Below are 25680 nucleotides of genomic sequence, written 5' to 3'. Positions count from 1 at the left end.
GGCGGTGCGTCAGCCCCGCCGGGCGGTGCGGGGGCTGATGCCCAGTGCGGCGAGCGCGCTCAGCGCCACGACGCCGGCCGAGATCCACCAGGCGAGCGAGAAGGCGTGCGCCGGGTCCCGGGGGCCGGCGGCGGCCAGGACGACGACCAGGCCGCTGACGCCGAGCACGGTGCCGACCTGACCGGCCATGGTGACGACGGCGCTGCCGGTGGCCGCCCGTTCCCTGGGCAGGCCCGCGGTGGCCGACGAGATCATCGTGGGCAGGGCCAGTCCGACGCCGACCCCGGCGACCAGCCAGCCGGGCAGGATGTCGACGGCGTAGTCGAGGCGCCCTCCGGCGTGGAGGGCCGTCCAGGCGGTACCGAGGGCGACCAGTGCCGAGCCGAGCGCCGCGACGGTGCCCACCGGCACGCGCCGGCCGATCCGCCGCCCGAGGGCGGAGGCGGCGAACACCATGGCCGGGCCGGGTGCGATGCCGAGTCCGGTCTCGATGGCCGACCAGTGCCACACCTGCTGCAGCCACAGGGTCAGCCCCAGCAACTGGAGCCCGAAGGCGGCGTAGAACAGCAGGGCGGCGATGTTCGCCGAGGCGAAGACGCGGTCGCGCAGCAGGTTCAGGTCGACGACGGGGACGGGGTGGCGGGCCGAGCGCAGGAGGCAGGCCACGAGCGCCGCGGCGGCGACGGCGAAGGCACCGGCGGTGGGTGCGGTCGCCCACCCCCATTCCGGGCCCTGGACAAGGCCCAGCGCGAGCGCGCCGATCGCCAGGACCAGCAGCGCCCCGCCGAGGAGGTCGGGCAGCCGGGCGTCGGTGTCCGGCCGGCCGCCCGGCAGCAGCCGCACCGCGAGGACGAGTGCCGCGGCGCCGATCGGCAGGTTCAGCAGGAAGATCCACTGCCAGGCCAGCTGGACGAGCAGACCGCCGACCACGGGCCCCGCCGCCGCGGCGAGCGAGCCGCTGGCCGCCCAGATCTGCACGGAGCGGGTGACCTTCGCGGGCGGCGCCGTGGTCAGCACGAGCCCGAGGCTGGCCGGGGTGAGGACGGCGGCACCCGCAGCCTGCAGGAAGCGGAAGGCGACCAGGACCCACAGTTCGCCGCTGAGCGCGGCGCCGAGGCTGGCGAGGGTGAACACGCCCAGTCCCAGCAGGAATCCGGCCTTGCGCCCGTAGCGGTCGGTCAGCCGCCCGGCCGGGACGAGCAGCGCGGCGTACACGATCGCGTACCCGTTGAGGACCCAGCTGAGCCGGGACAGCGAGGTCTCGCCGACGCCGTGGCCGATGGGGGTCAGGGCGACGTTGACGACGAAGGCGTCGAGGGCGGAGAGGAACACCGAGGTCGCCAGGACGGCGAGCACGAGCCCCGGGCGCGGGGGGCGACGTTCGGCGGCCGGGCCGGCGGGGGCCGGCGCCCGCTCGACGGCGGTGCCGCCGGCGGGGCGCGAGGGGGTACGGGTCATCGATCTGTCTCCGGGGGAAGGGGCACGGTCGCGCCGTACACGGGCCGGGCGGCCCGGTCGGCGGGGAGACCGGAGGGTCGCCGCGGCGCTGCGGCGCGAAGCGTGGTCGTGCGCGGGGACACGGGGTCCTCGTCCCCGTGACGGGGACGAGGACGAGGGGGGCTGGAACGGCGGGACCGGCAGGAGGGTCCGCCGGGCTTAAGTAAACCGATCGGTTTCCTTATGTGCCCCACCGTAGCAGCCGTTTCCGGTGAAGTAAAACGATCGGTATCCTTGAGGCATGAGCGAAGCACCCTCCCCCGTACGCAGGCGCAGCGGCCGAGGCGCCCGGGAGCGGATCCTCAAGGCGGCGACGGAGCTGTTCACCGCCCAGGGGGTCAACGCGACCGGGATGGACCAGCTGGCCACCGTCGCCAACGTGTCGAAGCGCACCCTGTACACGCACTTCGCCGGCAAGGACGACCTCGTCCACGCGTACCTGACCGCGCTCGAGGACGGTCTGCTCCCCGCGGAGGCGACCCCCGGCGAGCCCGGCCCGGACCCGCGGGAACAGCTCCTGGCGATCTTCGACTGGCGGCCGCGGACGACGGACGGCCCGCTGCGCGGCTGCCCCTTCCTCAACGCCGCCGTCGAGATCCCGGACCCCGGCCACCCGGTCCACGTGCTGGTGGCCGCCTACAAGACCGAGTTCGCCCGCCGGCTGACCGCCCTCGCACGGCAGGCGGGCGCCCGCGACCCCGAGGAGCTCGGCGAACGGCTCGCCCTGCTGTACGACGGCGCGGTCGCACGCAGCACCGCGCTGAACACGACAGGGCCGGGCGCCCACGCCCGCGCGATCGCCACCGTCCTCGTGGACGCCGCGATCGACTGAGCGCCGCACGCCCCGCCGCCGCCCGGGCCCTTCAGCGATTCAGCGCCCCAGCCCCTCAGCCCCTCAGCGCAGCCGCGTCGCCGCCCGGCGGCGGTCCGCCAGCACCTCGCGGGCGGCCCGCGTGCCCGAGGCCAGCGCGCCCTGCAGCGAGCCGGTCGCCCGGTGGTCACCGCACACATGACGTCCCGGGGCGAAGCGGGTGGTACGGGTCATCGCATGCGGCGCCGGCATCGCGGGCAGCGCCTCGCGCACGGTGCAGCGGTGCAGCGGCTCCCAGGAGGCGGCGTCCGCCCCGTACACGTCCGACAGCGCCGCGGTCAGGGCCGGCTCGTCCGCGGGCCCCGGCGCGCCGAGCACGGAGGTCGCCACCAGGGCGCGGCCGTCCGGGGAGAGTCCCGGCTGCACCTCGGTGAGGACCACGGTGTTGAGGAAGCGGCGGCGCTCGTCCACCATCAGCGTCGGTTCGGCGAGCGGCGAACCGTCGGCGGCGTGGTAGTAGGTCGTCACGGTCCGCGTCGGCGGGGTCGTGAGGCCGGGCAGCAGCCGTGCGGCCGCCCCCGGTCCGGTGGCCACCACCACGACGGGCGCGGCGATGCCGGTGCCGTCCTCCAGCAGCACGCCGTCGACCGTCAGTTCGCGCACGGGGGCCTCGGTGCGGACCGTTCCCCCCGGCAGCCGTCCGGCGAGCTGCGCGGGTACGGCGCCGATCCCCTCGGCGGGCAGCGCGAGGGTGCCGCGCAGCATGCTGCGCCAGACGAAGTGGAAGAAGCGGCTGGAGGTCTCCAGTTCGTCCTCCAGGAACACCCCGGACAGGAACGGCCGGAACAGGGTCTCCACCAGCTCGGGCGAGATGCCCGCGGCGGCCAGCGCGGTGAGCGTCGTGGTGTCCGCTCCCGCGCGCAGCCTTCCCGCGGGCAGCACCATGTCACGGGCGCTCAGTACCCCCAGCGCCACCAGGTCGCGCCCCGACGCGAGCCGTCCGGGCAGCAGGTCGGCGGTCGCGTACGGCGGGCGGGTCGGGTCGGCGAAGCGCAGCCGCCCGCGGGAGGTGTGCACCAGGACGCCGGGGGTGAACGGCCGCAGCCTCAGCGGCTCCAGTTCGAGGCGCCGCTTCACCTGGGGGTAGGAGGTGTTGAAGACCTGGAAGCCGCGGTCGAGGAGGAAACCGCGGTGCCGGTCGGTGCGCATCCGCCCGCCGACGGCGTCCGAGGCCTCCAGCACCCGCACCGTCAGGCCCGCCACGGCGAGATCCGCCGCGCACGCCAGTCCGGCGGCGCCCGCCCCGACCACGATCACGTCACAGCGGCCACCGCGCTCCTGCTGCATGGATCCGGTGCCCTTTCCTCCGTGTACACCCCGGTACGGGGCGGCTTTCCGTACGCTACGCGGGTGCCCGGGGCCGGTCCCTGCAACACACCGCCGAACGGGGGCGCCCGGCCCCGGCGGACCGATGAGTCCGCGCCGCGACGGGAGTCCCCCTACGGGAGGGACACCCGAGGGAAGGTGGAGCGATGGAGCCGCAGTTGCGCGACGTCCTGCAGGCGTTCGTGGACGACGGATCGGTGCCGGGAGCGGTGGGCCTCGTGGCGCACGGCGACCGGGTCGAGGTGGCGGCCGTGGGGACCCTGGGCCTCACGGACCCGGCCCCCGTGACCAGGGAATCGGTCTTCCGCATCGCCTCGATGACCAAACCGGTCGTCGCCGCGGCGGTGATGATGCTCGTCGACGACGGACGGATCGCCCTGTCGGACCCCGTCGCCGCGTGGCTGCCGGAACTGGCCTCGCCCGTGGTCGTCCGCACCCCGGCGGGCCCGCTCGACGACGTGGTGCCGGCCGCGGCGCCCATCACCGTCCTGGACCTGCTGGCCTCGCGTGCCGGTTACGGCTTCCCCGCGGACTTCTCCCTGCCCGCGCTCGCCCCGCTGTTCGGCGAGCTGAAGCAGGGGCCGCCGCGCCCCCAGCAGGTCATGGCGCCGGACGCCTGGATGGCGGCACTGGCCGGGATCCCGCTGCTGCACCAGCCGGGCGAGGCCTGGCTCTACAACACCTGCTCCGACATCCAGGGCGTCCTGGTCGCCCGGGCGTCGGGCCGTCCGCTGCCCGAGTTCCTGGCCGAGCGGATCTTCGAACCGCTCGGCATGACCGACACGGGCTTCACCGTGCCCCCTGCCGACCTCGGCCGCTTCGCCGGCTACTACCGTCCGGATCCGCGGGGAGGGCTGGAGCTGGTGGACGCGCCCGACGGGCAGTGGAGCAGCCCTCCGGCGTTCCCGTCCGGCGCGGGCGGCCTGGTGTCGACCGTCGACGACTGGTACGCCTTCGGCCGGATGCTCCTCTCGGGCGGCACCGCGGGGGGCCGCCGGCTGCTGTCGGCGGAGTCCGTGCGTCTGATGACCACCGACCACCTGCCGCCCGCCGAGCGCGCCGCGAACGAGATCTTCCTGGAGGGGCAGGGCTGGGGCTTCGGCGGTTCCGTGGACGTGGTGGCCGTCGACCCGTGGAACGTGCCGGGACGCTACGGCTGGATCGGCGGCACCGGCACGGCGGGTCACATCACCCCTGCCACGGACACGATCACGGTGCTGCTCACCCAGGTCGAACTGGCCGGCCCGGCCGCACCCGCGACGATGCGGGCCTTCTGGCGCCACGCGGCCGGGGCCTGAGCCGACGGGGCCCCGGGGCGCCCTCCGGTCACGCCTCCCGCGGTTCCGTCGAGAGGAAGACCGGGGTGACCGAGAGCGGGACGCCGACGGTGCCCGCGGCGCGGCGCAGCGGGACGTCGGCACCGAAGACGTCGGCCGCGTGGGCGGCGGCGTGGGGCCAGGCGATGTCGACGAGGATCGCGGGGTCGTCCTCGCCGGTGAAGGGGTCGCCGGAACGCCACAGGACCCGGAGCGGGCCGCGGCCCTCCCGGGCCACCTCGAAGGCGTACAGGCCGGGGTGGTCCTCCGTGGTGAGGCGGCGGACGTCCGTGACGCCGTCGAGGTGCGCGGTCAGCAGCGCGAAGGCGTCGGCGGAGGGGCGGCGCCGGGTCGGCGCGGTGCCCTCGTAGTCCATCAGGGCGAGCCTGCCGAAGAGGAAGCCCATGAGGTTGAGGCGGTCGCGGTAGCCGGGGATCTCCGGGGCGAGGTTCCAGCAGGCGGTGCGGGTGAGGCCGCAGGCGAGGGCCAGGAGGGTGCGGGTGACGATCTGGCGGCAGTTGACGCGGTCGCGGCGGGCGGCGAGCTCCGGCGCGCAGTCCTCCATGAACATGCGCAGCTCCGGCGGGAGTTCGGGGGCGTGTTCGTAGAGCAGGCGCATCGTCGCGCGGTCCGGGGTCTCGCCCGGCTCCGCCGCCCCGGTGAAGGCGGCCGTCATCGCCCGTTCGAGCTCCGCCTGGGCCCGGGGGAACTCGAAGAGCGTGGGGCCGTTGTACTCCCCCGCCACCACCGGGCGTTCGTCACCGTGCCGGCGCATCATCGCACGCACCTGGGCGACCTGGTCCGGGATCGCGTGCGGGTCGCCGTACAGGTGGACGTCGAAGAGGTCGTAGGCCTCGCGGCCGTGCTCGACGACGTGGTCGAAGAACCGCCGGGCCTCGCTGTCCGCGGGACCGGACAGCACGTCGAAGCCGCAGCCGCCGAGGACGACCGCGGCGGCCGGGTCGGCCGCCCGCACGGCGCGGTGGAAGGCGGTGAGCTGGGCCACGTACTCCGGCGCGGTGCCGGCCCAGAGGAGTCCGGTGTTGCTGGGCTCGTTGCCGCACTGCCAGTAGTCGACGCGGCCCCCGCACCGGGCGACCAGGTCGCCGACGAAGCGCTCGTAACCGGCGGGGTCGAGCGCCGGTGAGGACGGGAGGAATCCGGCCGGCTGCCGGGTCGCCCACGGGGAGCTGGAACAGACGGTGACCCAGAGTTCGGTCGCCGGGTCGAGCTGCCCGAGGACGGCGTCGACGGCGGACCAGTCGTACCGGCCGGGCTCCGGCTCGACCTGGCCCCAGTAGAGGAAGACGCGCACCAGCGTCGCGCCGAGCCCCCGCGTCTCGGGGACGAAGCTGTCCGGCGCGCCGAACATGCCGTAGCTGATGCCCCGGACGACACCGAGGCGGATCCCGGCCGGGGCGGTGGACTGGCCCATGACTGCTCCCTCACTCTTGCGTATACGCCATATACTCTAGCTGACGTTATAAACTCCCCTCGTGAAGGAGACCCCTGAGGGCGCCCCGGCCCCCTTGATCTGGACGCGGCCCGCGCCGCGGCGCCGGCAGAGCCCGCTGGAGCGGGAGGACATCGTGCGCGCCGCGATCGCCGTCGCCGACGAGGGCGGGCCGCAGGCCCTGACCATGGCCGCGGTGGCCAAACGGCTCGGGCCGTACACGCCGATGGCCCTCTACCGCCATGTGATGAGCAAGGACGGCCTGGTCGACCTCATGCTCGACGCCGTCACGGCCGAGATCCCGCTGCCCGCCGCGCCGGGTGAGGACTGGCGGGGCGATCTGCACGCGGTGGCCACAGGGAGCTGGGCCGCGGTCAAGCGGCACCTGTGGTTCGCCCAGCTCGCCCCCACGCGCCCGCCGCTGGGGCCGCACATGATGCGCCGCACCGAGTTCGTCCTCCAGGTGCTCGTGGGCCGCGGCGCCACGCTGGGCGAGGCCATGACCTACGCGGCGCTCCTCGACCGGCACGTCCTCGGCAGCGCCCAGCAGGAGGCCGAGGAGCTCGCGATGCGGCGCCGCCATGGCATCCGCACCCCGGGGCAGCTCGCCGCGGCCGTCACCGCCGCGCGCGAACTGGCCGCGGGGGGCGGGCGGCACCCGCTGCTCGCGCGGTGGATGGCGGCACCCTCCGGACCCGGGCTCGACGAGCAGTTCGAGCTCAGCCTGGGGTTCCTGATCGACGGCATCGCCACTCGCCTGCCGCGGGGCGGCCGCCCGGCCTGACGCGGGCGTCCCCGACTCGCCTGAGGAAAGACCCCGTTGAAAGGCCGTCAGCAGGGCACACGTACTCCAGACCGAACTCTCGGAAAGGAGCACGACGTGCCTCTTCGCTTCCGCAAGTCGTTCCGGATCCTGCCCGGCGTCCGCCTGAACATCAACAAGCGCTCGCTGTCCATCACCACGGGCAGCAAGGGCGTCCACCACACGGTCAACACCCGCGGTGAACGCACCGAATCCGTCGACCTCCCCGGGCCGTTCTCCTGGCGGCGCACGCGCAAGGGGCACTGACGCCCGTCGTCATTCGAGGATCCAGCCCGCCATCCAGCGCTCCCGCACGGCCGGCCACTCCGTGGCGACCAGCGAGTAGTACACGGTGTCGCGCCACGATCCGTCGACCCGGCGGCAGTGCCGGCGCAGCACGCCCTCGCGGATGCCGCCGATGCGGGACACCGCGTCCTGCGTCGCCACGTCGAGGTCGTCCAGGCGCCACTGGACGCGACCGAAGCCCAGGTCCTCGAAGGCGTAGTAGACCAGCATGAAGTGGGTCTCCAGGTGCACCGGGCTGCCCCACAGGGCCGGGTCCAGCCAGCTCCAGCCGATCTCCACGCGCTCGTCGACGACCGAGATGTCGATGTACGCGGCCCAGCCCGACGGGCGCTCCGTGGCGTGCGGGACGACCGCGAACACCACGGACTCGCCCGCGGCGGCCTGCGCCAGCCGCTGCTCCACCAGCGAGGCCATCTCGCCCGGTGAACCGGGTGGCGTCGTCGACAGCCAGCGCCACATCCCCTCGTCGGCGCGCGCCGCGGCGAACAGCGCCGGGACGTGCAGCGGCGAGAGCGGGACCAGCCGCGCGTACCGGCCGTCGATGGTGACCGAAGCGGGGAAGCGTACTGCCATATCCGCACGCTAATCCGGCGGGCACGCCGCCGCACCAACTCGCGGATTCCCGCCCACGCGCCCCACACGTCCCGTCACTCACGGGTGACAGGATGACGACGGACGGTGGCCGCCGCACCGGCGGCACGGGAGGGCGGGCACCATGCGGGACGACGAGGCGCGGATCCGGGCGCTGATCGAGCACTGGGCGGAGGCGGTGCACCGGGGCGACCTCGGGGCCGTGGTCGCCGGCCACGCGGAGGACATCGTGATGTTCGACGTGCCGCCGCCCCACGACGGCGTCCGGGGCCTCGCCGCGTACCGGGAGGTGTGGCCGCCGTTCTTCGCCTGGCAGGCCATGGGCGCGTCGTTCGAGATCGTGTCCCTGGAGGTCACCGTCGGCGGCGACGTCGCGTTCGCGCACGCCCTGCTCCGCTGCGGAACCGCGGAGGACTTCGCCCGGGACCCCGAGGCCCGGCTCCGCCTCACGTTCGGGCTGCGCAAGCGGGACGGACGCTGGGTGGTCGCCCACGAGCACCACTCCTTCGCCCACGCCGGCTGACCGGCCCCGCCTCGCGGTCGCCTCGGCCGCGTGGTCCAGGACGCGGACCGGTGGCGGGACGTCGCCGCCCTCCTGCCGGAACGAGGCCTTCGCCGGGCCGCGCTCGGTCCGCGGCGGCGAGCACGGTCCGGCGGCGCGATAACGTGCGCGGCATGACAGCCGACTTCGACGTGCGGCGGGAGCTGGCCGCGGGCATGACCGACCCGGCCGGGGCCCTGCGGTTCGTGCGCCGCTTCGCCGCACACTGGCTCTCGCCCCTGCGGGACGGCGACGGGTACGGTGAGCCCGAACTGGCCGCCGCCGAGGAGCGCCTGGGCCTCGCCCTCCCCGCCGTACTGCGCGACGCCTACCGGCTCTTCGGCCGGCGCGCCGACCTGACCAGCAATCACGACAGGCTGCTCGCCCCGGCGGAGCTCCACGTGGACTCCCGCGAGGAGGCGCTGGTCTTCCGGTACGAGAACCAGGGCGCCGCGTCGTGGGGCATCCTCCTCACCGACCTCCACAAGCCCGATCCGCCGGTCGTCATGAAGCCGGACCTCGCGGACAAGGAGGCCGAGCGGTGGTCGGCGTGGCTGGACCGCTTCTCGTGGGCGTGCGTCGAGATCGTCCTGTCGGAGTCGCTGCACGAACCGTCCGAGCTCGGCGACTCCCGCGAGGTCGTCGACAAGGGCCAGTTCGAGGCCCTGGGCGGCCGGTTCACCCCGCTGCCGTTCCCCGCCTACCCGCCCGGTGAGGGCCTGGGCGCGCGCTGGTACGCCGGGACCGACGTCATACTCCGCGAGGACGACCGCACCTGGCTGTCGGCGCGGGCCCGCACCGCGGAGGCGCTCGACCGGGTGCGCGACGACCTCCCGGGCGACTGGCTGGACGACCCCCGCTGAACCCGGCGGCCCGGACCGCCCGGTCGGTCCGGGCGGCCTTCGGCGTACCGGCTCAGCCGAGGGGCACGTCCTCCTGGCGGAGGGCCTCCAGCGCGGGGCCGTACATGCGGGTCTTGATCGTGCCGAGGGTCGGGCCCGCCTTCCCCGCCAGGGGACGGGCCACGGCGACGGCCGCCTCGCGGACCTCGTCCTCGCCCGCCGTACCGTCCACGATGCGCTCGGCCAGCGCGTCGAGGCCGCCGTAACGGCGCGCTGTGGTCATGGCCTCGTGGGCCGTCTGCGGGTGCAGGCGGGCCTGGATGAGGGCCGACATGCCCGGGGTGAAGGGGATGTCGATGTCCGCCTCGGGCAGGCACCAGTAGCCGCGGTCCGCCCGCATCACGCGGAAGTCGTGGGCCAGGGAAAGCATCGCGCCCGCGGCGAAGGTGTGGCCCTGCAGGGCGGCGACGGTGGCCACCGGCAGCGTCAGGAAACGGGCGAGCAGCGCCTGTACGCCGGTGACGTAGGCGCCGGCCTGGTCGGCATGGGCGAACAGCCACTCCAGGTCGAGTCCGTTGGACCAGAACTTGCCGGTCGCCGCGGTGACCAGGGCCCGCGGCCCCTCCGCCTTCTCCACCTCGTCGAGGAGCGCGTCGACGGACGCGAGCCAGTCCGGATGGAAGCGGTTCTCGGTGTCCCCGAGGTCGAGGATGAAGACGTCGTCCTGGCGGTCGAGCGTGGGCATGTCTGCTCCTTGGGTGGTCCCGCTCCCTCACCGACGTACCTACCGGTCGGTAACTGCCTTGCCATGCTACAAGCAACGCCGCCGGGTGTCCCCCTCCTTGCGTGCCGGGGTGTTCGCCGCCGCGCCATGCCGGGGTCACCTCCCTGTCGCCTCCGCCTGTGACGGTCGGAGAAGTTGGCTATACAACTTTTCCCCCGAGGAGTGACCGTGTCCGCCCTTCCCAGCTTCCCCGTCGGTGATCTGCCGGCGATGTGGCTCCGTGACAACTGCCCCTGCGCCGAGTGCCGCGACCCGCGGTCCGGGCAGAAGCTGTTCCAGATCGTCGCCCTGCCCGCCGGGCTGCGGGTGGGCTCGGCGGCCGACGCCGCCGGGGACGGCGGGTCCGCCGCCGTGGAGGTGGTCTGGGAACCCGACGGGCACCGCTCGACGTATCCGCTGACGTGGCTGGAGGCCTTCCGGCCCGGCCGGACCGGGCACGGTGACCTGCGCACCGAGGCCGGGAAGGAGCTGTGGACCGCGCGCGACGTCCCCGGGCGGCTGCCCGAGGCCGGCTGGGAGGAGTACCTCGGCGAGCCGGGCGTTCGCGCCCGGATGCTGGAGTCGGTGCTGCGGCTCGGCTTCATGCTGCTGCGCGGTGTGCCCGGGCGGGAGGGGCAGGTGCTCGAGGTGGCGGAGACCTTCGGGTACGTCCGCGAGACCAACTACGGAAAGCTCTTCGACGTGCGCGTCGAACCGGACCCGAACAACCTGGCCTTCACCTCGGCCGCCATCACGCCGCACACCGACAACCCGTACCGGGACCCCGTTCCGACGCTCCAGTTGCTGCACTGCCTGGTCAACGACGCGGCCGGCGGCGACTCCGGCCTCGTCGACGGCTTCGCGGCGGCCGCACTGCTGCGCCGCGAGAACCCCGAGGCGTTCGACGTGCTCACCCGCACACCCGTGCCCTTCGTCTTCCGCGACGCGGGGACCGAACTGCGCGCCGACCGACCGCTGATCGGCACCGACCCACTGGGCCGGGTACGGGAGGTGCGCTTCAACAACCGCTCGATCGGCACGCTGCGCATGGCCGCGGACGAACTGGAGGCGTTCTACGCGGCCTACCGCACCTTCGCCGAGCTGCTGCTCCGCCCCGAGCTGCAGCTGGACCTGCGGCTCGCGCCCGGCGACTGCCTGGTCTTCGACAACACCCGGCTGCTGCACGCCCGTACCGCCTTCGCCCAGGACGGGGCGCGCCACCTGCAGGGCTGCTACGCCGACCTGGACGGGCTGGCGAGCACCCTGGCCGTGCTGCGCCGTACGGACACCCTGGAGCCGCTCGCCGAGCTGTTCGCGGGCGCGGTCTCGGCGGAGTACCTGGGCGAACCCGTCACCATGGCCCAGCACATGCTGCAGGCGGGAGCCCGGGCCGAGGCCGCCGGTGCCCCGCCGCACCTGGTGGCCGCCGCGCTGCTGCACGACATCGGGCACGTGGAGGGCGAGGTCGTCACCGGCCGGGACCTGATGGCCGGCCACGACAACCGGCACAGCCACACCGGCGCCGACCTGCTCGGCCGCTGGTTCGGCCCCGAGGTCACCGAGCCGGTACGGCTGCACGTCGCGGCCAAGCGCTACCTCTGCGCCGTCGAGCCGGGCTACCACGACCGGCTGTCGGAGGCCTCCAAGTACACCCTGGAGGTCCAGGGCGGCGTCATGACACCCCGTCAGGCAGCGGAGTTCGCCGGGCTGCCGGGCGCGGCGGACGCGGTCGCCGTCCGCCGCTGGGACGAGGAGGCGAAGGACCCGGACGCCGTCACGCCGCCCTTCGAGCACTTCCTCCCGCTGCTGACCGCGCTGATGCGCGGCTAGAGCCCTGCGGAGGTGCCGGCCGGGTTCGGGCCAGGAGGAGGCGGGGGTGGCTCCGGTGGTGGCGGTGGTGGTTTGGTTGTCGCGCCGTCTCGCTCCCTTCGGTCGCAAGGATGCGTGCTGCGGATGGGGAGGGTGGCGGCCTGGGGTTGGTCGGCGGTGTGCGGTCGGGTGGGTGTCGGGGGTTCAGGCGCCGGAGCGGGGTGCCTCTCTGGTGGCGGGGGTCTCGTTGCCGTCAGCGGGTACAGATGGCCGCTTCCACGCCATCGGTGGATGGTGGGCGCGCCCGCCGTAACCGGCGTCTGCGGATGATTCGAGGTGCTGTCGAAGGGCGAGCGGGACATCGGGCTCGCTTTCGCCGATATGTTCGGCGGAACAGAGCCCGATCTCGGAAAGACACCCCCCAAGCCGGGTGCCTGCCGGAGAATCACCCGCAGACGCAGGTCACGGCAGGCGCGCCACCCACGAAGAGTGGGCGTGGCAACCAGCCATCTGTACCCGCGGACGGAAACGAGACCGATGCCACCGGAGAGGGACCCCGCTCCGGCGCCTGAACCCCCGCCGACCACCCGCCCGCACACCGCAGCGAAGGCCCGCCCCCACCCTCCCCATCCGCAGCCCGCCGCTGTGCGACCGCAGGGAGCGAGACGGCGCGACCGCCGAACACCGGCGGCACCACGCCCCCACTCCGCCCCACCCCACCGAGGTGCCCAGGCAGCAGAGGCAGCAGCAAGCCGGTGGCCTGCTCGCGGCTCCGGGACGGTCAGCCCCGTTCCGGGCGGGGGCTGTGGCGGCGGCCGAGGGTGGAGGCCGCCACGGAGTTGTGCACCGTGAAGGCGATGGTGCCGGGCAGGTAGCGGTCCTCGGACCACTCCACCGGCGCCCCCTCGGGATCGGTGGTGCGGCGCCGCTCGCGCAGCAGGACCTGCCCGGGCGGGCAGTCCAGGAGGCGGGTGTCGTCGGCGTCGGCCCATGCGAGGTCGATGGTGTGGTCGGCGTCGGTGAACAGCACGCCGTGGGCGACGAGTGCCTCGGTGTGGGAGACGGTGTCGGGCGGCAGTGCTGCCACCAGCGCGCCGATCCGGGCCGGGTAGAGGGAGCGTTCGACCATCACCGGCTCCCCGGACAGGGTCCGCACCCGCAGCACCAGGTAGACCTCGGCGCCGTCCTCCAGGCCGAGCTGACCGGCTTCCGAGGGCTCGGCGGGCCGCCGCACCACGCTGTCCACCCGGCCGCCCGGGGTCTCCCCGATGGACCGGGCCCAGTTGGTGAAGCTCAGCAGCTCCGAGAAGCTCTGCGCCCGCGGGCCGCCGAGGACCGTGCGGCGGGTCCCGCGGCGCGAGGTGACCAGGCCGTCCGAGCGCAGCACGGCCAGCGCGTGCCGGACCGTGCCGCGCGAGACGCCGTAGCGCTCGGCGAGGGTGCCCTCGGGGGGCAGTTTCGTGCCGGCGGCGTACTCGCCCGCGATGATCGCCTCGCGGAGTCCGGCCGCGACCTTGCGGTAGCGCAGCTCCTCGTCCGGGGTGCCCTGCTCCTGCCGCACCGTGGTCTCCTGCGCTGCTCGTGCCGTGCGGGCCGCACCCGCGGCCGGTTCCCCCGACCCTACCGGGAGGGGACGGGGGCCGGGCGGCGGCCCGTCCCCGTCCCCTCCGGCGCGCGTCACACGGCGTGGACGGTTCCCGCGTACCGCTGGACGAAGCGGGTGCCGGTGCCCGCGGTGACGGTCACGTCGTAGCGGCCGCCGTCGGTGCGCCAGGTCACCCGCGTACGATCGCCCGCCCGGACCCACACGGTCTGCTCCCTGCCCGCGAAGTCGTTCGGCGTGAGCGTGAAGGCCGCCTCGGTGCCGCCGTCGTTGCGCAGGTAGAACTCGACGGCCGCGTTCTCCGGCCGCCCGTCGTGCCGCAGGGTGGCCGTGACGGCCGGCACGGCGACGTCGTCCTGGCCGTCGGGGACGATCGTCCCGGAGAAGCGGCGGACGAAGCCGTCGGCGCCGTGCACGGAGAAGTCGTAGCGGCCGTCGGTGGCCGCCGCGTCCCACACGTAGGTGCGCGAGGAGCGCGGCGGCACCGTGAACGGCGTGCCGGTGAAGGGCAGCGCCGTGTTGGGCAGCACGGTGAAGTGGTAGCCGACGGTGCCGTCGTTGGTGAGCCGGCAGGTGACCTTGCCCGTGGCGCGGTCGACGGTCACGTCGGCCCACGGCCGGTACGGCAGCGGGCGGTGCGGCCGCCGTCCCTCCTCCTGCCCGGGCATGGTGGAACGGTCCGGCACCTTCACCGCGGGCAGCGACTTGTTGGCGTCGGCCTTGGCCATCAGCGCGACGGTGTCCGGCAGTGCGGGGATGCTGTAGTCGGGCTTGGTGAAGTCGAAGCAGCTGGTGAGGTCGCCGCAGACGGTGCGCCGCCAGTCGGAGATGTTGGGCTCCTTCACCCCGGTGACCCGCTCGAGGAAGCGCAGCACCGACGTGTGGTCGAACACCTGGGAGTTGGCCCAGCCGCCGCGCGACCACGGAGACACGACCCACAGCGGCACCCGGCTGCCCAGGCCGATGGCCTTGCCGTTCGCGAACTCGTCCTTGGTGCCCGGCTCGGGGAACGGCGGGATGACGTGGTCGAAGTAGCCGTCGTTCTCGTCGTACATGAGCAGGAAGACGGTGTGCTTCCACACGTCGGGGTTGGAGAACAACGACTGCAACGCGGTGTTCACCCAGTGGGCGCCGTAGTCGGGGCTGGCGTCGGGGTGCTCGCAGAAGAGGTACGGCGCCACCAGCCAGGAGACCGTGGGCAGGGTGCCGTCCTTGCAGTGCTGGTCGAACGCCGTGAGGTCGAACTTCGTCATGGCGTTGACGTAGCGCGGGTCGTCCTTGGGGAACTCGTGGAACTGCCTGAAGTACGACAGGGCGTTGTCGTCGTAGTCGCCGTTGACGTCGTCCGAGCCGTCGGGGTTGTGGTAGACGCGCCAGGTGATGCCCGCCTCCTCCAGCCGCTCGGCGTAGGTCGTCCAGTCCGCCACCGGGTTTCCGGTGACGGGGGTGTTGTCGGTCCACGGGCCGGTGGTGCCGTCGACGCCGGGGCCGGCGGTGCCGGTCCAGAGGTAGAGGCGGTTGGGGTCGGTGGGCCCGTTCAGGGAGCAGAAGTAGCCGTCGCAGAGGGTGAAGGCGTCCGCGAGCGCGTACTGGTAGGGGATGTCCTCGCGGGTGAAGTAGCCCATGGTGCGCTCGCCCTTGGCGGACACCCACTTGTCCATCGCGCCGTTGTTGACGGCCGAGTGGCCGCTGTCCCAGTCGTGCGGGAGGCCGCCGGCGTTCTGGGCGTTGTACTTGGTGGTGTCCATGCGGAACGGCAGGAGGTGGCCCTCCTCGCGCCCGCGGGCGGGCTGGCGGAACACCGGGTCGCCGTTGCCCAGGACGGCCGCCTGGCGGTCGCCGAAGCCCCGTACGCCGCTGAGGGTGCCGAAGTAGTGGTCGAAGCTGCGGTTCTCCTGCATGAGGATCACCACGTGCTTGACGTCCTCGATGCTGCCGTGCCGCGGGCCGTGCCCGGCGGCCTCTGCCGTGCCGGGGAGCCCGACGGCTGCGGCGGCTCCCGCGGCGGTGCCGATGAATGCGCGGCGGCTGAACTCGGTCATGGGTGAGTGTGTCCTTAGGGTCGTTCGGGGTCAGCCGCGGGCGGACAGGGAGAAGGTGACGACGGCGGCCGCGTGGTCGGAGGGCCAGCCGTTGCCCGCGGTGTCCGGGACGGGCCGGGGCCGGCCGGTGACCAGGGTGTGCGCCTCGACGACCTTGAGCGGGCCCGCGTACTGGACCTGGTCGATGCGGTCCTGGGGTTCGGCGCCGCCGCCCTCGTGCTGCGGCCTGACGGGCGACCAGGTGGTGCCGGGGTCCTTCGCGGGATTGGAGTGCTCGGCGCGGAAGGCGTCGGTGAGGCCGGCGTCCTCCAGGGCCTCGGTGACGGGCCAGCGCAGCCGGCCGGTCCCCCCGTGCGCGGACGAGGTGCGGCTCGTCCAGTCGCGGTGCGACGGCGAGGCGAGGCCGGCGGCCAGCACGACGGGACCGCGGGAGGCGATGTCCCGGCGCATGGCGGCGACCAGGGCCTGCGTCTGCCGGTAGCGCGCGGTGGTCCTCTCCGCGGCCTCGACCTGCGCGGCGGTGCGACCGGCGAGCACGGCGTACGGCCCGTAGTCGGCCTCGTCCAGTTGCGCCGTCCACAGCCGCACGGTGCGGTCGCCCGGCAGCCGGAGCGTCACGGCGGCGGCCGGCAGCGAGGCGGTGGGGGCGAGGGGGTCGCCGAGCGGGTGGCGGCTCACGATGCCGAGGCCGCCGGCCTGGTACGCGTGCCAGCCGAGCGCGGCGGCTAGCCGCCGGGCACCGTCGTCACCGCACTCCTGGAGCGCGACGGCGTCGAGGCCCTGGGTCAGCACCAGCCGCAGCTGCTTCTCCAGCGTGCCGTCGACGTGGCTGCCCGCGTCCCACAGGTTCAGCGTGGCGACCTTGAGCGTCAGCCGGTCCTTGCTCGCGCGGACCGGCACCTGCACGGTCACGGTGTCGCTGCCGACGGCGCTGTCGGTGACGGAGACGACCAGCCGGCCGGGCGTGCGCGGCGCGAGGGCCGGTGCCTTGCCGCTGACGGTGCCGTCCGCGTCGACGGTCAGCCACGGGTCGCCGCCGGTGCGCTTGAAGGTGGGTCCGCCCTCGGCGTTGCCCTCCGGCCTGATCCACAGGCCCCCCAGTTCGACGGAGAAGGCGGTACCCGCGGTCTGCGCGGCGGTCGTGACGGCGTCCACGACCGCGTGCGGCCGAGGGATGACGGGGCGCGGCACGAAGCTGAAGGGCGCGGTGCGGGCCAGGATGCCGTAGCCGTCCTTGGCCAGCAGGTAGGCGGTGTACGGCCCGCCGCTGAGACCGGAGGTGTCGATGGTGATGTCGCCGGACGCGGCGGGGGTGTACTCCCAGGCGAGGGAGGCGCCGTTGCCGGGGACCCGGTCGCCGTCGTAGACGCCGATCCAGTTCTTGGCGTGGGGTGCGTCGGTCGTCCAGTGGAAGGAGACCTTGTCGCCCTCGAAGGGGTGGGGCGTCGTCAGTTCGACCGAGTCGCCGGTGGGCGGGCCGGCGAAGCTGAACGGCTCGGTCTCGGCGAGGATGCCGTAGCCGTCCTTGGCCAGCAGGTAGACGGTGTACGGGCCGCCGCTCAGTCCGGAGGTGTCGAGGGTCGTCCTCCCCGAGGTGCCGGTGACGTACGTCCACACCAGCGAGCCGCTGCCGCTGCCGGGGCGGCGGTCGCCGTCGTAGACGCCGATCCAGTTCTTGGGGTCGGGAGCGTCCGTCGACCAGGTGAAGGTGAGTTTGTCGCCGCGTTGCGGAGGCGTCGTGGAGTCGAGCGCGATGCTGCTCCCGGATGCGGCGACCTGTGAGAGGGATGGCACGGTGTTGGGTCCTCTCCGCCCCGGCGCCGCCGCGGCGGCGTACGGGTGGGCAAAGTTGTCTAGATAACTTCGCCTCCCAGCAAGCCGTCCCACGACGACGAACCCGTGAACGAGAGGTTGCCGCCGTCCGGGAATCAGGCGGAAATCTGAGGTTCGCGCGCGCGGCGATACGGGCCGTCGTCCGTCCCCGCAACCGCCTTGAGCAGCGACGTCACGGGGATGGGCATGCTCCACGACGGATTCAGCGCGCGGAGCGGCGGCCTCCCCCCGGGCCGCCGCTCGGGGGGAGGCGGCGTCATGCACCGTTCAACGGTGCACGGTCCGCTGCGCGCAGGTCAGATGGTTCAGCAGGTGAGGTTGCCACCCGGGGCGACACCCAGGATCTGGGTGAAGCGCTGGTAGTTGTTGACGCGGCTCTGCACCTGCGCGGGGTTGCGGCCGTCGCACTCCAGGGAGCCGTTGATCGAGCGGATGGTCTGGCCGAAGCCGGCCTGGTTCACCATGGCGTTGTGCGGGGTCATGGTGCCGGGGCCGCTCTGGGTGTTCCAGTACCAGAGGCCGGTCTTCCAGGCGACGGCGGCGTCCTGCTCGACGAGCCAGGGGTTGTGGAGCAGGTCGATGCCGAGGGCGTCGCCGGCGGCCTTGTAGTTGAAGTTCCAGCTCAGCTGGATCGGGCCGCGGCCGTAGTAGGCGGCCTGGCCGGCGGGGCAGCCGTAGGGCTGGCTCGTGTCGCAGTAGTGCGGGTAGTTCGCGGTGTTCTGCTCGACGATGTAGACCAGTCCGCCGGTCTCGTGGGCGATGTTGGCGAGGAAGGCGGCGGCCTCCTGCTTCTTCACCGTGTCGCTGCCGGTCTTGGCGAAGCCGGGGTACGCGGAGAGGGCCGCGACCAGGCCGCTGTAGCTGTAGAAGGAGTTCCGGTTCGGGAACATCTGGTTGAACTGGGCCTCGCTGACCACGAATCCCGAGGGGTTGCCGGGGTTGCCCGGGTCGGTCGTGCCGCCGCCGCAGGCCCCCTGGTCGGCCCAGACGCCCCATTCGCCGGTGGTGCCGGGGGTCTCGCCCTGCGTCCACCACTTGGCCTGCCAGTTGTGTCCGCCGTAGGAGGCGCTCATGCCGCCGGTGTAGACGGCGCCGGCGCTCCACGGCGTGGCGCAGGTCGCGGCGGAAGCCGTGCCGGCGGGGAGGGCCACCGCCAGGCCGGCGGCAGCCGTGAGTGTGGTCAGGGCGGCCAGGGTACGTCGCATCACCGTAACTGCTCCTTGTGTGGGGGGAGTTGTTGCGCTTCGCACTGAGCAATGAACCGGATTGGCCTATACCTGTCAAGGTCTAGACCAACATCGCCCTCCCGGCCGGGACACGGTCCGCGTTGCCCCGGGTTGAGGCTCCGCCCGGTCGGCATAGCGTGGAATCAGGCCGGCGCCGGTGGGCGGGCGAGCCCCTTGAGGGGACGTTATGCGCCCGCCCGTGGACCGCGCCGCCGGCCCACGGGGGGATGCGCCGGAAGCGCACGAGGAGCGTCGGCCCTGGTGCCGGCCCTCGTCCGAGCACGTGCGGGAAGCGTCGTCCGCACCGCCTTCCGGGCTTCGGAACCGGCGACGACCGAGGGCGCGGACCTGTCCGTGACGTGCCCCCTGCACGTCGGCGCCGGATCGGATGCGACGTGCGCGAGGCGGAGGCCGGGCGAACAATGGAATCAGCGGGTTTGCCGCACCGTGCCGGTCCCCGTCACAGGCGCGCGAGGGTACGCGTCCCGCCCGGCATGCGGCTCGGACCTCGCGTCCCGGTCATTCCCCACATGCTGAAGAACGCCACACACATGAGCAGGGGTGTTCGTCATGGGCCGTATCAACGGGCAGGCGCTCCAGGGCCTGCGAGAGGCGCTGCGGGGGCCCGTCGTCACGGCGGGTGACCCCGGCTACGACGAGGCCCGCAGCATCTACAACGCCATGATCGACCGGCACCCGGCGGCGATCGCCGGCTGCGTCGACGTGGCGGACGTGCGGACCGTGATCTCCTTCGCCCAGGACACCGGGCTGGACCTGGCGGTGCGCGGCGGCGGACACAGTGGTCCGGGGCTGTGCCTGACCGACGGCGGACTGACGCTGGACCTGACGCCGATGCGGTGGGTGCACGTCGACCCGGGGACGCGGACCGCGCGCGTGGGCGGCGGAAGCGAACTGGGCGACCTCGACCACGCGGCACACGCCTTCGGCCTGGCCACCCCCGCGGGGATCATATCGACCACCGGCGTCGGCGGACTCACCCTCGGCGGCGGCCACGGGCATCTGACCCGCACGTACGGGCTGACCATCGACAACCTGCTGTCCGCCGACGTCGTCCTTGCCGACGGCACGTTCGTCACCGCCTCGGAGCACGAGCACCCCGACCTGTTCTGGGCCCTGCGGGGCGGCGGCGGCAATTTCGGTGTGGTCACCTCGTTCACCTTCCGGCTGCACCCCGTGGACACCGTCGGCGTGGCGCTGACCGTCTGGCCCGTGGACCGCACTCGCGAAGTGCTCCGGTGGTACCGGGAGTTCCTCCCCGCCGCACCCGAGGAGCTCAGCGGCTTCTTCGCCCTGCTGACGGTGCCGCCCGGGCCGCCCTTCCCCGAGCCGATCCACGGCCGGAAGGTGTGCGGCGTGGTGTGGTGCCACACGGGCGGCCTCGAAGCGGACGCCCTGGAGAAGGCGCTGGCCGTCGTCAACGAGCCCGGACCGCCGGCGTTCCACTTCACCGGCCCCATGCCCTACCCCGCGCTGCAGAGCATGTTCGACGGGCTGATGCCGAAGGGACTGCAGTGGTACTGGCGCGGCGACTTCTTCGACGCCGTCCCGGAGGAGGCCATCGCCGTACACGAGAAGTACGGCGAGAACCTCCCCACCGGCCTGTCCACGATGCACCTGTACCCGGTCGACGGGGCGACCCGCCGGATCGGCACCGACGACACGGCCTGGGCCTACCGGCACGCGGTGTGGTCCGGCGTCATCGCCGGCATCGACCCCGAGCCCGCCAATGCCGGGCTGATCCGCCAGTGGTGCGTCGACTACTGGACCGATCTGCACCCGCATTCCATGGGCGGCGGCTACATCAACTTCCTCGGCGAAGAGGAGAAGCCCGACCGGGTGCAGGGCACCTACCGCGGCCACTACGACCGGCTGGCAGCGGTCAAGAACACCTACGACCCGCACAACTTCTTCCGCGCGAACCAGAACATCCCACCCGCCGCTTCCTGACGGTCCCGGTCCAGCGCATGCGGAGGGGGAGCGATGTTCGCCCCCGATCATCCCGAGCAGACGTCCGCACGGCACGGTTCCATCCCCGCACGACCATCAGGGAGGTACGGCGCATGTCGGAAGGGAACTCCGCACAAGGGGCCGGGGGGCACTCGTTGCCACCCGAGGTCAAGGTGCTGCAGGAGGTCAGGCCACCGTTCCTGCCCGAGGGCGCTTCGGGGATGACCGTCCTCGTCGAGTGGCCCCCCGGCCACCCCGGGGCAGCACCGCACCGTCACTCCGGTCCGGCTTTCGGCTACGTGATGTCAGGCACCATCCGGTTCGAGCTCGAAGGCGAGCCGGAACGCTTGGTCAGCGCCGGTGAGACCTTCTGGGAGCCGGGCGGTGACGTTATCCACTACCAGGACGGCAACGCCCTGACCGATGCGCCGAGCACGTTCGTCGTCACCATGCTGTGCGCGCCGGGGCAGCCGATGCTCGTCTTCGTCGACGAGGACGAGCTCCGGCAACGGGCGCACCTGCGCGCCCCGCGTCCCAACGCTTCATGACTCCATGACGCCATGACTCCATGGCGCAGGCCGAGTCACCCCGCGGGTCGACCGGTCCGCACAACAGCCACCGGCGCGGTCCCGGTCACCCGCCGAGTTCCGGCGTACCCACGGCCGGAGTGCGGCCGGTCGGCTCGGAGTGCCCCTTCTCGAACCAGTCCGGTGGCGTCTTCCGGCCGGTCCCGTAGGCCATGTCGGTGTCCAGGAGGTAGCCCCAACTGGGCAGGTGGTCGTGGACCGCTCCCACGGCGAGCGGCCACCCGTTGGCCTCGTCGCGGCGCCAGTCGGCGACGAGTTCGGCCACCACGCCGAACCACGACTTGATGTGCACTCCGGCCCGCGAGAGGTTGGCCACGACCGCATCGGGGTGTTGACGGCGAGAATGCCGGTGCCGTCACCGGACACGCTCGAGGCGTGGCGGCGACCCCCGACAGCGCTGACCGGACCGCTGCACGACACGTGACACCAGGTGACGGCCGCGCCGTGTGCTGCGACATCGAGCCGCCGGCACGTTTGTGCCGGGTTCGGCGATTCGGACTTCGGACTTCGGACTTCGGCCTGCCGGATTCCGCCGCGGGATAGTCGGCCCCTTCGCATCCGGTCCTTCGAATGGGGATGCCGGGGAATTCTCCGATTCCCGCCGGATTCCGCACGAGGGCGGCCCGAGGACTGCCGGCCCTCATGCATCGACGGTCTTCCCTGAAATATTGGTCGGCCCACATCACCGCAGGTGGCATCCGATGCGCACCCGCCCTGCCGATCGGCGAGCGGATTGGCGCAGAAAAGTGCGGTATCGCCGTACATAATTCATCAGTTGGCGACCTCGTTACCTTTCATCCATCCAAGATCCACCCGTTGACACCCTCTCGGGACTGGTGCTTCGCTGTGCGGCGCACCTCAAGTCCACCGTGAAACCCACGCGTTGGCGCGGGGTGAATGAGCGAGAGGAAACCGTGAAATTCACATCCAAGAGACCTGCGATCGGCACGGTCCTGGGAATCAGCATGCTGCTGGTCGCCGCCACCCCATCGGCGTCCCTGGCGCTCACCAACCCCACCGGGACGGCATCGCCGGCCACACCGTTCTCGGCCCCGGCCCTCGGAACGGGCCTCGGCACCGAGCATGCCTCGGACGGCACCGGGGCACAACGGTGGATCCCGCTGATCACCGGTGACCGCATCGCGGTGAACGCCAAGGGCGACATCGTTGCCGCGCGTCCCGCCAAGGGCCGGGAGGACATACCCATCCGGGTGGAGACCCGCGACGGCCACACCTACGCCCTGCCCGACGACGCCCGGAGCCTCGTCGACAGCGGCCGGGTGGACCGGCGGCTGTTCGACATCACCACCCTGAGCACGCCGGCCTACGCGCACCGCCAGGACCTGCGGCTCATCGTGATGTACGACGCGGCCCGGCCGGCCGCCAGGACGGCCCTGCGCTCCAGTGGCGGCGCCGAGGTCCGGCGCACGCTGCCGAGCGTCAACGCCGATGCCGTTGCCGCGCCCGCGAACGGCACCGCGGCACTGTGGTCCGCGGTCACCAACGGGTCCGCCGACGCGATGAACCGCACCGTCGCACCGGGTATCGCCTCGGTGTGGCTGGACAGCGTCGTCCAGGCGAGCCTGGACAAGAGCGTCCCCCAGATCGGTGGCCCCGAGGCGTGGGCGGCCGGGTTCGACGGCACGGGGACGCGTGTTGCCGTTCTCGACACGGGCGTCGACACCTCCCATCCCGATCTGGCCGGGCAGGTCGTCGCCGCGCAGAACTTCTCCGACTCGCCGGACACCGATGACCATTTCGGTCACGGCACGCATGTCGCGTCGATCACGGCCGGTACCGGCGCGAAGTCCGGTGGCACGTACAAGGGTGTGGCGCCGGGAGCGCGTCTGCTCAACGGCAAGGTCCTCGGCGACAGCGGCAGCGGCAGCATGTCCCAGATCATCGCGGGCATGGAGTGGGCGGTCGCCGAGAAGGCGGACATCGTCAACCTCAGCCTCGGCACCTACGACTCCCCGGAGATCGATCCGGCCGAGGCGGCCGTCAACAGGCTGTCGGCCGAGAGCGGAGCCCTCTTCGTCATCGCGGCGGGCAACAACGGCGAGCAGGGACCCGCAACGGTCGGTTCGCCGGGCAGCGCCGACGCCGCCCTGACCGTCGGCGCGGTCGACAAGCAGGACAAGCTGGCCTCCTTCTCCAGCACCGGCCCGCGCGTCGGTGACGGCGGCATCAAGCCGGATCTGACGGCGCCGGGTGTGGCCATCGGGGCCGCGGCCGCGCACGACAGCTACCTGAGCACGGTCGCCCCCTCCGTCGCGGACGGCTACATCGCCCTCAACGGCACCTCCATGGCCACCCCGCACGTCGCAGGCGCCGCCGCCATCCTCGCCCAGCAGCACCCCGACTGGAGCGGCGACGACATCAAGGACGCGCTGGTCTCCTCGACGACGCCCGGCGGGTACACGGCCTTCGAGCAGGGCTCGGGCCGGGTCGACCTGCGGAAGGCGATCAAGCAGACCGTCGTCGCCCGCGAGACGTCGCTCTCGTACGGTGTCGCGCAGTGGCCGCACACCGACGACCAGCCGCTCACCAAGGACCTCACCTACCGCAACTCGGGCGACTCCCCGGTCACCCTGAAGCTGACCGTGGACGCCACCGGACCGGACGGAAACCCCGCGCCCGGCGGGATGTTCACCGCGGACGACCAGGTCACCGTCCCGGCGCACGGCGAGGCGACCGTGAAGGTCACCGCCGACACCCGCCTCGGCGGCGACACGACCGGTGCCTTCACGGGACGGATCACCGCCACCGGCGACGGGCAGACCATCGGCACCGCCGTCGCCGTGGACCGCGAGTCGGAGATGTACACCGTCACCGTGAAGACCCTCGACCGCAACGGCAAGCCCGCGCCCGCCCCCGCCTGGGACGCTCAGCTGCAGGGCCTGTCGGGACTCGCCAAGGGCACCAACACCGTGCTGAGCGGCGACGTGCACTCGCTGCGCGTCCCCAAGGGCCGGTACTTCCTCAACAGCATGGTCCGGGTCGACCCGGAGGGTTCGTACGACCAGGGCGGTGACTGGTTCAACCAGCCCGACCTCGAGGTCACCAAGGACACCACGGTGACGGTGGACGCACGCACCGCCAAGCCGCTCGACATCACCGTCCCCGACCGTTCCGCCCGGCAGGTCCTCGGCTTCTTCAGCGCGGGCCTCGAGATGTCCGACGGATACAGCACCCGCTACGGGGTCTTCACCGACTCCCTCGCGAAGTACCGCACCGGCCACCTCGGCCCGAAGGCGGCCGCGGGCGACCGGCTGACCCAGCAGCTCATGACCACCTTCTCCACCGGTGTCAACGGGCACGACGAGTACCACCTGGTGTACCAGCCGACCGGCGACAGGTACCTCACCGGCTTCACCCACCACGCCAAGTCGCGTGAGTTCGCCAAGGTCCAGGTGAAGCTCGGAGCGCCCGCCAAGGGGAAGTCCGGTTTCATCACGCCGGGCACCGAGGGCGGTGCGGGCCTCGGCACCGTGCACGCCCTGCCCTACACCGGCACGCTGCACCTGCTGTCGGGGAACCCCTCGTGGCAGCTTGGCTTCATGCAGGTCGACGCGAACGACGCCTACGAGACCAGCTATGACGCCCTCCCGAGGACGTTCAGGGCCGGACGCTCCTACGAGCACGTGTTCAACGTCGGAGTCTTCGGGCCGGACCTCCCGGAGGGCGCCGGGCTCGTCGGACTGGTCCGTGCCGACGAAGCGATCGACGGACGGCTCCCGCTCTTCTCGGACAGCGAGGGGAACATCAGCAACAACAACTCGCCGATCGAGAGCGCGCGGACGTCCCTCTACCGCAACGGTGAGCTCGTCAACACCAGCATCTACCCGATGGACGTCTTCTACATCGCGGAGAACGAGCGGGCCGACTACCGGCTGACCGTCTCGGTCGACCGCGGCGCGGTCGCCGACGTCTCCACGAGCATGACCGCGAGCTGGACGTTCTCCTCCGAGTACGCCCCGGGGATCACCAAGCTCCCGACCTCCGTAGTGCGCTTCACCCCCGCGCTGTCCCTCGACAACACGGGCAGGGCCCGGGCGAAGGTGCGGGTCCCGGTGACCGTCCACGGCACCGCCGCGGGCAGGAACCTCAAGTCCCTGAGCGTGTGGGCCTCCTACGACAAGGGAGCCCACTGGCAGAAGCTCAGCGTGTGCGACGGCCGGGTCCAGGTCACCAACCCCGCGGCCGGCGGCAGCGTGTCGTTCAAGGCCCAGGCCGTGGACAAGCAGGGCAACACCGTCGACGAGACCATCCTCGACGCCTACCTGACGAAGTAGCCCACAGCG

At 72.8% G+C, this 25680-nt stretch carries 20 protein-coding genes; 10 read left to right on the top strand and 10 right to left on the bottom strand.

From position 1 onward, the window contains the following. Nucleotides 1–9: 9 nt before the first annotated feature. Complete coding sequence (locus tag ACFW3D_RS12955; RefSeq protein WP_500504147.1) at nucleotides 10–1458, bottom strand: MFS transporter; 1449 nt, start codon at nucleotides 1456–1458, stop codon at nucleotides 10–12. 280 nt (nucleotides 1459–1738) lie between these two features. Between ACFW3D_RS12955 and ACFW3D_RS12950 the strand changes: the two genes are divergently transcribed. Beyond that, the gene (locus tag ACFW3D_RS12950; protein ID WP_500504146.1) at nucleotides 1739–2329 is read left to right on the top strand and encodes a TetR/AcrR family transcriptional regulator; all 591 of its coding nucleotides are present in this window, start codon (nucleotides 1739–1741) and stop codon (nucleotides 2327–2329) included. Nucleotides 2330–2392: 63 nt separating this feature from the next. Here the strand turns inward: ACFW3D_RS12950 and ACFW3D_RS12945 are convergent, their stop codons facing one another. Then, nucleotides 2393–3655, bottom strand: coding sequence for an NAD(P)/FAD-dependent oxidoreductase (locus tag ACFW3D_RS12945; protein ID WP_500504145.1), 1263 nt, complete (start codon nucleotides 3653–3655; stop codon nucleotides 2393–2395). 185 nt (nucleotides 3656–3840) lie between these two features. On the opposite strand from ACFW3D_RS12945, the gene ACFW3D_RS12940 reads away from it, so the two are divergent. Beyond that, the gene (locus ACFW3D_RS12940; RefSeq protein ID WP_500504144.1) at nucleotides 3841–4992 is read left to right on the top strand and encodes a serine hydrolase domain-containing protein; all 1152 of its coding nucleotides are present in this window, start codon (nucleotides 3841–3843) and stop codon (nucleotides 4990–4992) included. A gap of 28 nt (nucleotides 4993–5020) precedes the next feature. Here ACFW3D_RS12940 and ACFW3D_RS12935 read toward each other — a convergent pair whose 3' ends face one another. Next, entirely contained in the window at nucleotides 5021–6445 is a 1425-nt protein-coding gene (locus tag ACFW3D_RS12935) for a hypothetical protein (RefSeq protein WP_500504143.1), read from the bottom strand. A gap of 61 nt (nucleotides 6446–6506) precedes the next feature. On the opposite strand from ACFW3D_RS12935, the gene ACFW3D_RS12930 reads away from it, so the two are divergent. Both ACFW3D_RS12930 and ACFW3D_RS12925 read left to right on the top strand, forming a co-directional pair. Then, complete coding sequence (locus ACFW3D_RS12930) at nucleotides 6507–7247, top strand: TetR/AcrR family transcriptional regulator (protein WP_500504142.1); 741 nt, start codon at nucleotides 6507–6509, stop codon at nucleotides 7245–7247. 96 nt (nucleotides 7248–7343) lie between these two features. Beyond that, nucleotides 7344–7532 (top strand): DUF4236 domain-containing protein, encoded by a 189-nt coding sequence (locus ACFW3D_RS12925; protein ID WP_326570932.1) that lies wholly within the window; start codon nucleotides 7344–7346, stop codon nucleotides 7530–7532. A gap of 9 nt (nucleotides 7533–7541) precedes the next feature. On the opposite strand, the gene ACFW3D_RS12920 is transcribed toward ACFW3D_RS12925, so the two are convergent. Next, nucleotides 7542–8144: a GNAT family N-acetyltransferase gene (locus tag ACFW3D_RS12920; RefSeq protein WP_500504141.1), complete on the bottom strand. Its 603-nt coding sequence runs from the start codon at nucleotides 8142–8144 to the stop codon at nucleotides 7542–7544. Nucleotides 8145–8286: 142 nt separating this feature from the next. Between ACFW3D_RS12920 and ACFW3D_RS12915 the strand changes: the two genes are divergently transcribed. Together ACFW3D_RS12915 and ACFW3D_RS12910 are read left to right on the top strand one after the other, a co-directional pair. Beyond that, a complete protein-coding gene (locus tag ACFW3D_RS12915; RefSeq protein ID WP_500504140.1) occupies nucleotides 8287–8685 on the top strand; it encodes a YybH family protein in 399 nt (132 codons plus the stop codon). A 152-nt stretch (nucleotides 8686–8837) separates the two neighbouring features. Beyond that, on the top strand, nucleotides 8838–9566 hold the full coding sequence (locus ACFW3D_RS12910; RefSeq protein WP_500504139.1) for an SMI1/KNR4 family protein: 729 nt from the start codon (nucleotides 8838–8840) through the stop codon (nucleotides 9564–9566). A gap of 52 nt (nucleotides 9567–9618) precedes the next feature. Here ACFW3D_RS12910 and ACFW3D_RS12905 read toward each other — a convergent pair whose 3' ends face one another. Further along, nucleotides 9619–10290: an enoyl-CoA hydratase-related protein gene (locus tag ACFW3D_RS12905; protein ID WP_500504138.1), complete on the bottom strand. Its 672-nt coding sequence runs from the start codon at nucleotides 10288–10290 to the stop codon at nucleotides 9619–9621. 207 nt (nucleotides 10291–10497) lie between these two features. Here ACFW3D_RS12905 and tmpA point away from each other — a divergent pair, with 207 nt between their 5' ends. Further along, a complete protein-coding gene (gene tmpA, locus ACFW3D_RS12900) occupies nucleotides 10498–12138 on the top strand; it encodes a 2-trimethylaminoethylphosphonate dioxygenase (protein ID WP_500504137.1) in 1641 nt (546 codons plus the stop codon). A gap of 760 nt (nucleotides 12139–12898) precedes the next feature. On the opposite strand, the gene ACFW3D_RS12895 is transcribed toward tmpA, so the two are convergent. The 4 genes from ACFW3D_RS12895 to ACFW3D_RS12880 form a co-directional block, all read right to left on the bottom strand. After that, nucleotides 12899–13678 (bottom strand): GntR family transcriptional regulator, encoded by a 780-nt coding sequence (locus tag ACFW3D_RS12895; protein ID WP_500504136.1) that lies wholly within the window; start codon nucleotides 13676–13678, stop codon nucleotides 12899–12901. A gap of 116 nt (nucleotides 13679–13794) precedes the next feature. Beyond that, complete coding sequence (locus tag ACFW3D_RS12890) at nucleotides 13795–15762, bottom strand: phosphocholine-specific phospholipase C (protein WP_500504135.1); 1968 nt, start codon at nucleotides 15760–15762, stop codon at nucleotides 13795–13797. Between the two features lie 30 nt (nucleotides 15763–15792). Beyond that, the gene (locus ACFW3D_RS12885) at nucleotides 15793–17556 is read right to left on the bottom strand and encodes an endonuclease/exonuclease/phosphatase family protein (protein WP_500504134.1); all 1764 of its coding nucleotides are present in this window, start codon (nucleotides 17554–17556) and stop codon (nucleotides 15793–15795) included. Between the two features lie 344 nt (nucleotides 17557–17900). Next, nucleotides 17901–18800, bottom strand: coding sequence for a glycoside hydrolase family 19 protein (locus tag ACFW3D_RS12880; protein ID WP_500504133.1), 900 nt, complete (start codon nucleotides 18798–18800; stop codon nucleotides 17901–17903). A gap of 591 nt (nucleotides 18801–19391) precedes the next feature. On the opposite strand from ACFW3D_RS12880, the gene ACFW3D_RS12875 reads away from it, so the two are divergent. Both ACFW3D_RS12875 and ACFW3D_RS12870 read left to right on the top strand, forming a co-directional pair. Beyond that, nucleotides 19392–20789 (top strand): FAD-binding oxidoreductase, encoded by a 1398-nt coding sequence (locus ACFW3D_RS12875; RefSeq protein ID WP_500504132.1) that lies wholly within the window; start codon nucleotides 19392–19394, stop codon nucleotides 20787–20789. A gap of 113 nt (nucleotides 20790–20902) precedes the next feature. After that, entirely contained in the window at nucleotides 20903–21337 is a 435-nt protein-coding gene (locus ACFW3D_RS12870) for a cupin domain-containing protein (protein WP_500504131.1), read from the top strand. A gap of 85 nt (nucleotides 21338–21422) precedes the next feature. On the opposite strand, the gene ACFW3D_RS12865 is transcribed toward ACFW3D_RS12870, so the two are convergent. After that, nucleotides 21423–21692 (bottom strand): hypothetical protein, encoded by a 270-nt coding sequence (locus ACFW3D_RS12865; RefSeq protein WP_500504130.1) that lies wholly within the window; start codon nucleotides 21690–21692, stop codon nucleotides 21423–21425. 598 nt (nucleotides 21693–22290) lie between these two features. Between ACFW3D_RS12865 and ACFW3D_RS12860 the strand changes: the two genes are divergently transcribed. Beyond that, on the top strand, nucleotides 22291–25671 hold the full coding sequence (locus ACFW3D_RS12860; RefSeq protein WP_500504129.1) for a S8 family peptidase: 3381 nt from the start codon (nucleotides 22291–22293) through the stop codon (nucleotides 25669–25671). Nucleotides 25672–25680 lie beyond the last annotated feature (9 nt).

This window comes from Streptomyces sp. NPDC058864 (genome assembly GCF_042742985.1).
Classification (GTDB): domain Bacteria; phylum Actinomycetota; class Actinomycetes; order Streptomycetales; family Streptomycetaceae; genus Actinacidiphila.
Note: the sequence above shows the minus strand (reverse complement) of the source record. Positions and strands in the feature narration are given on the sequence as shown.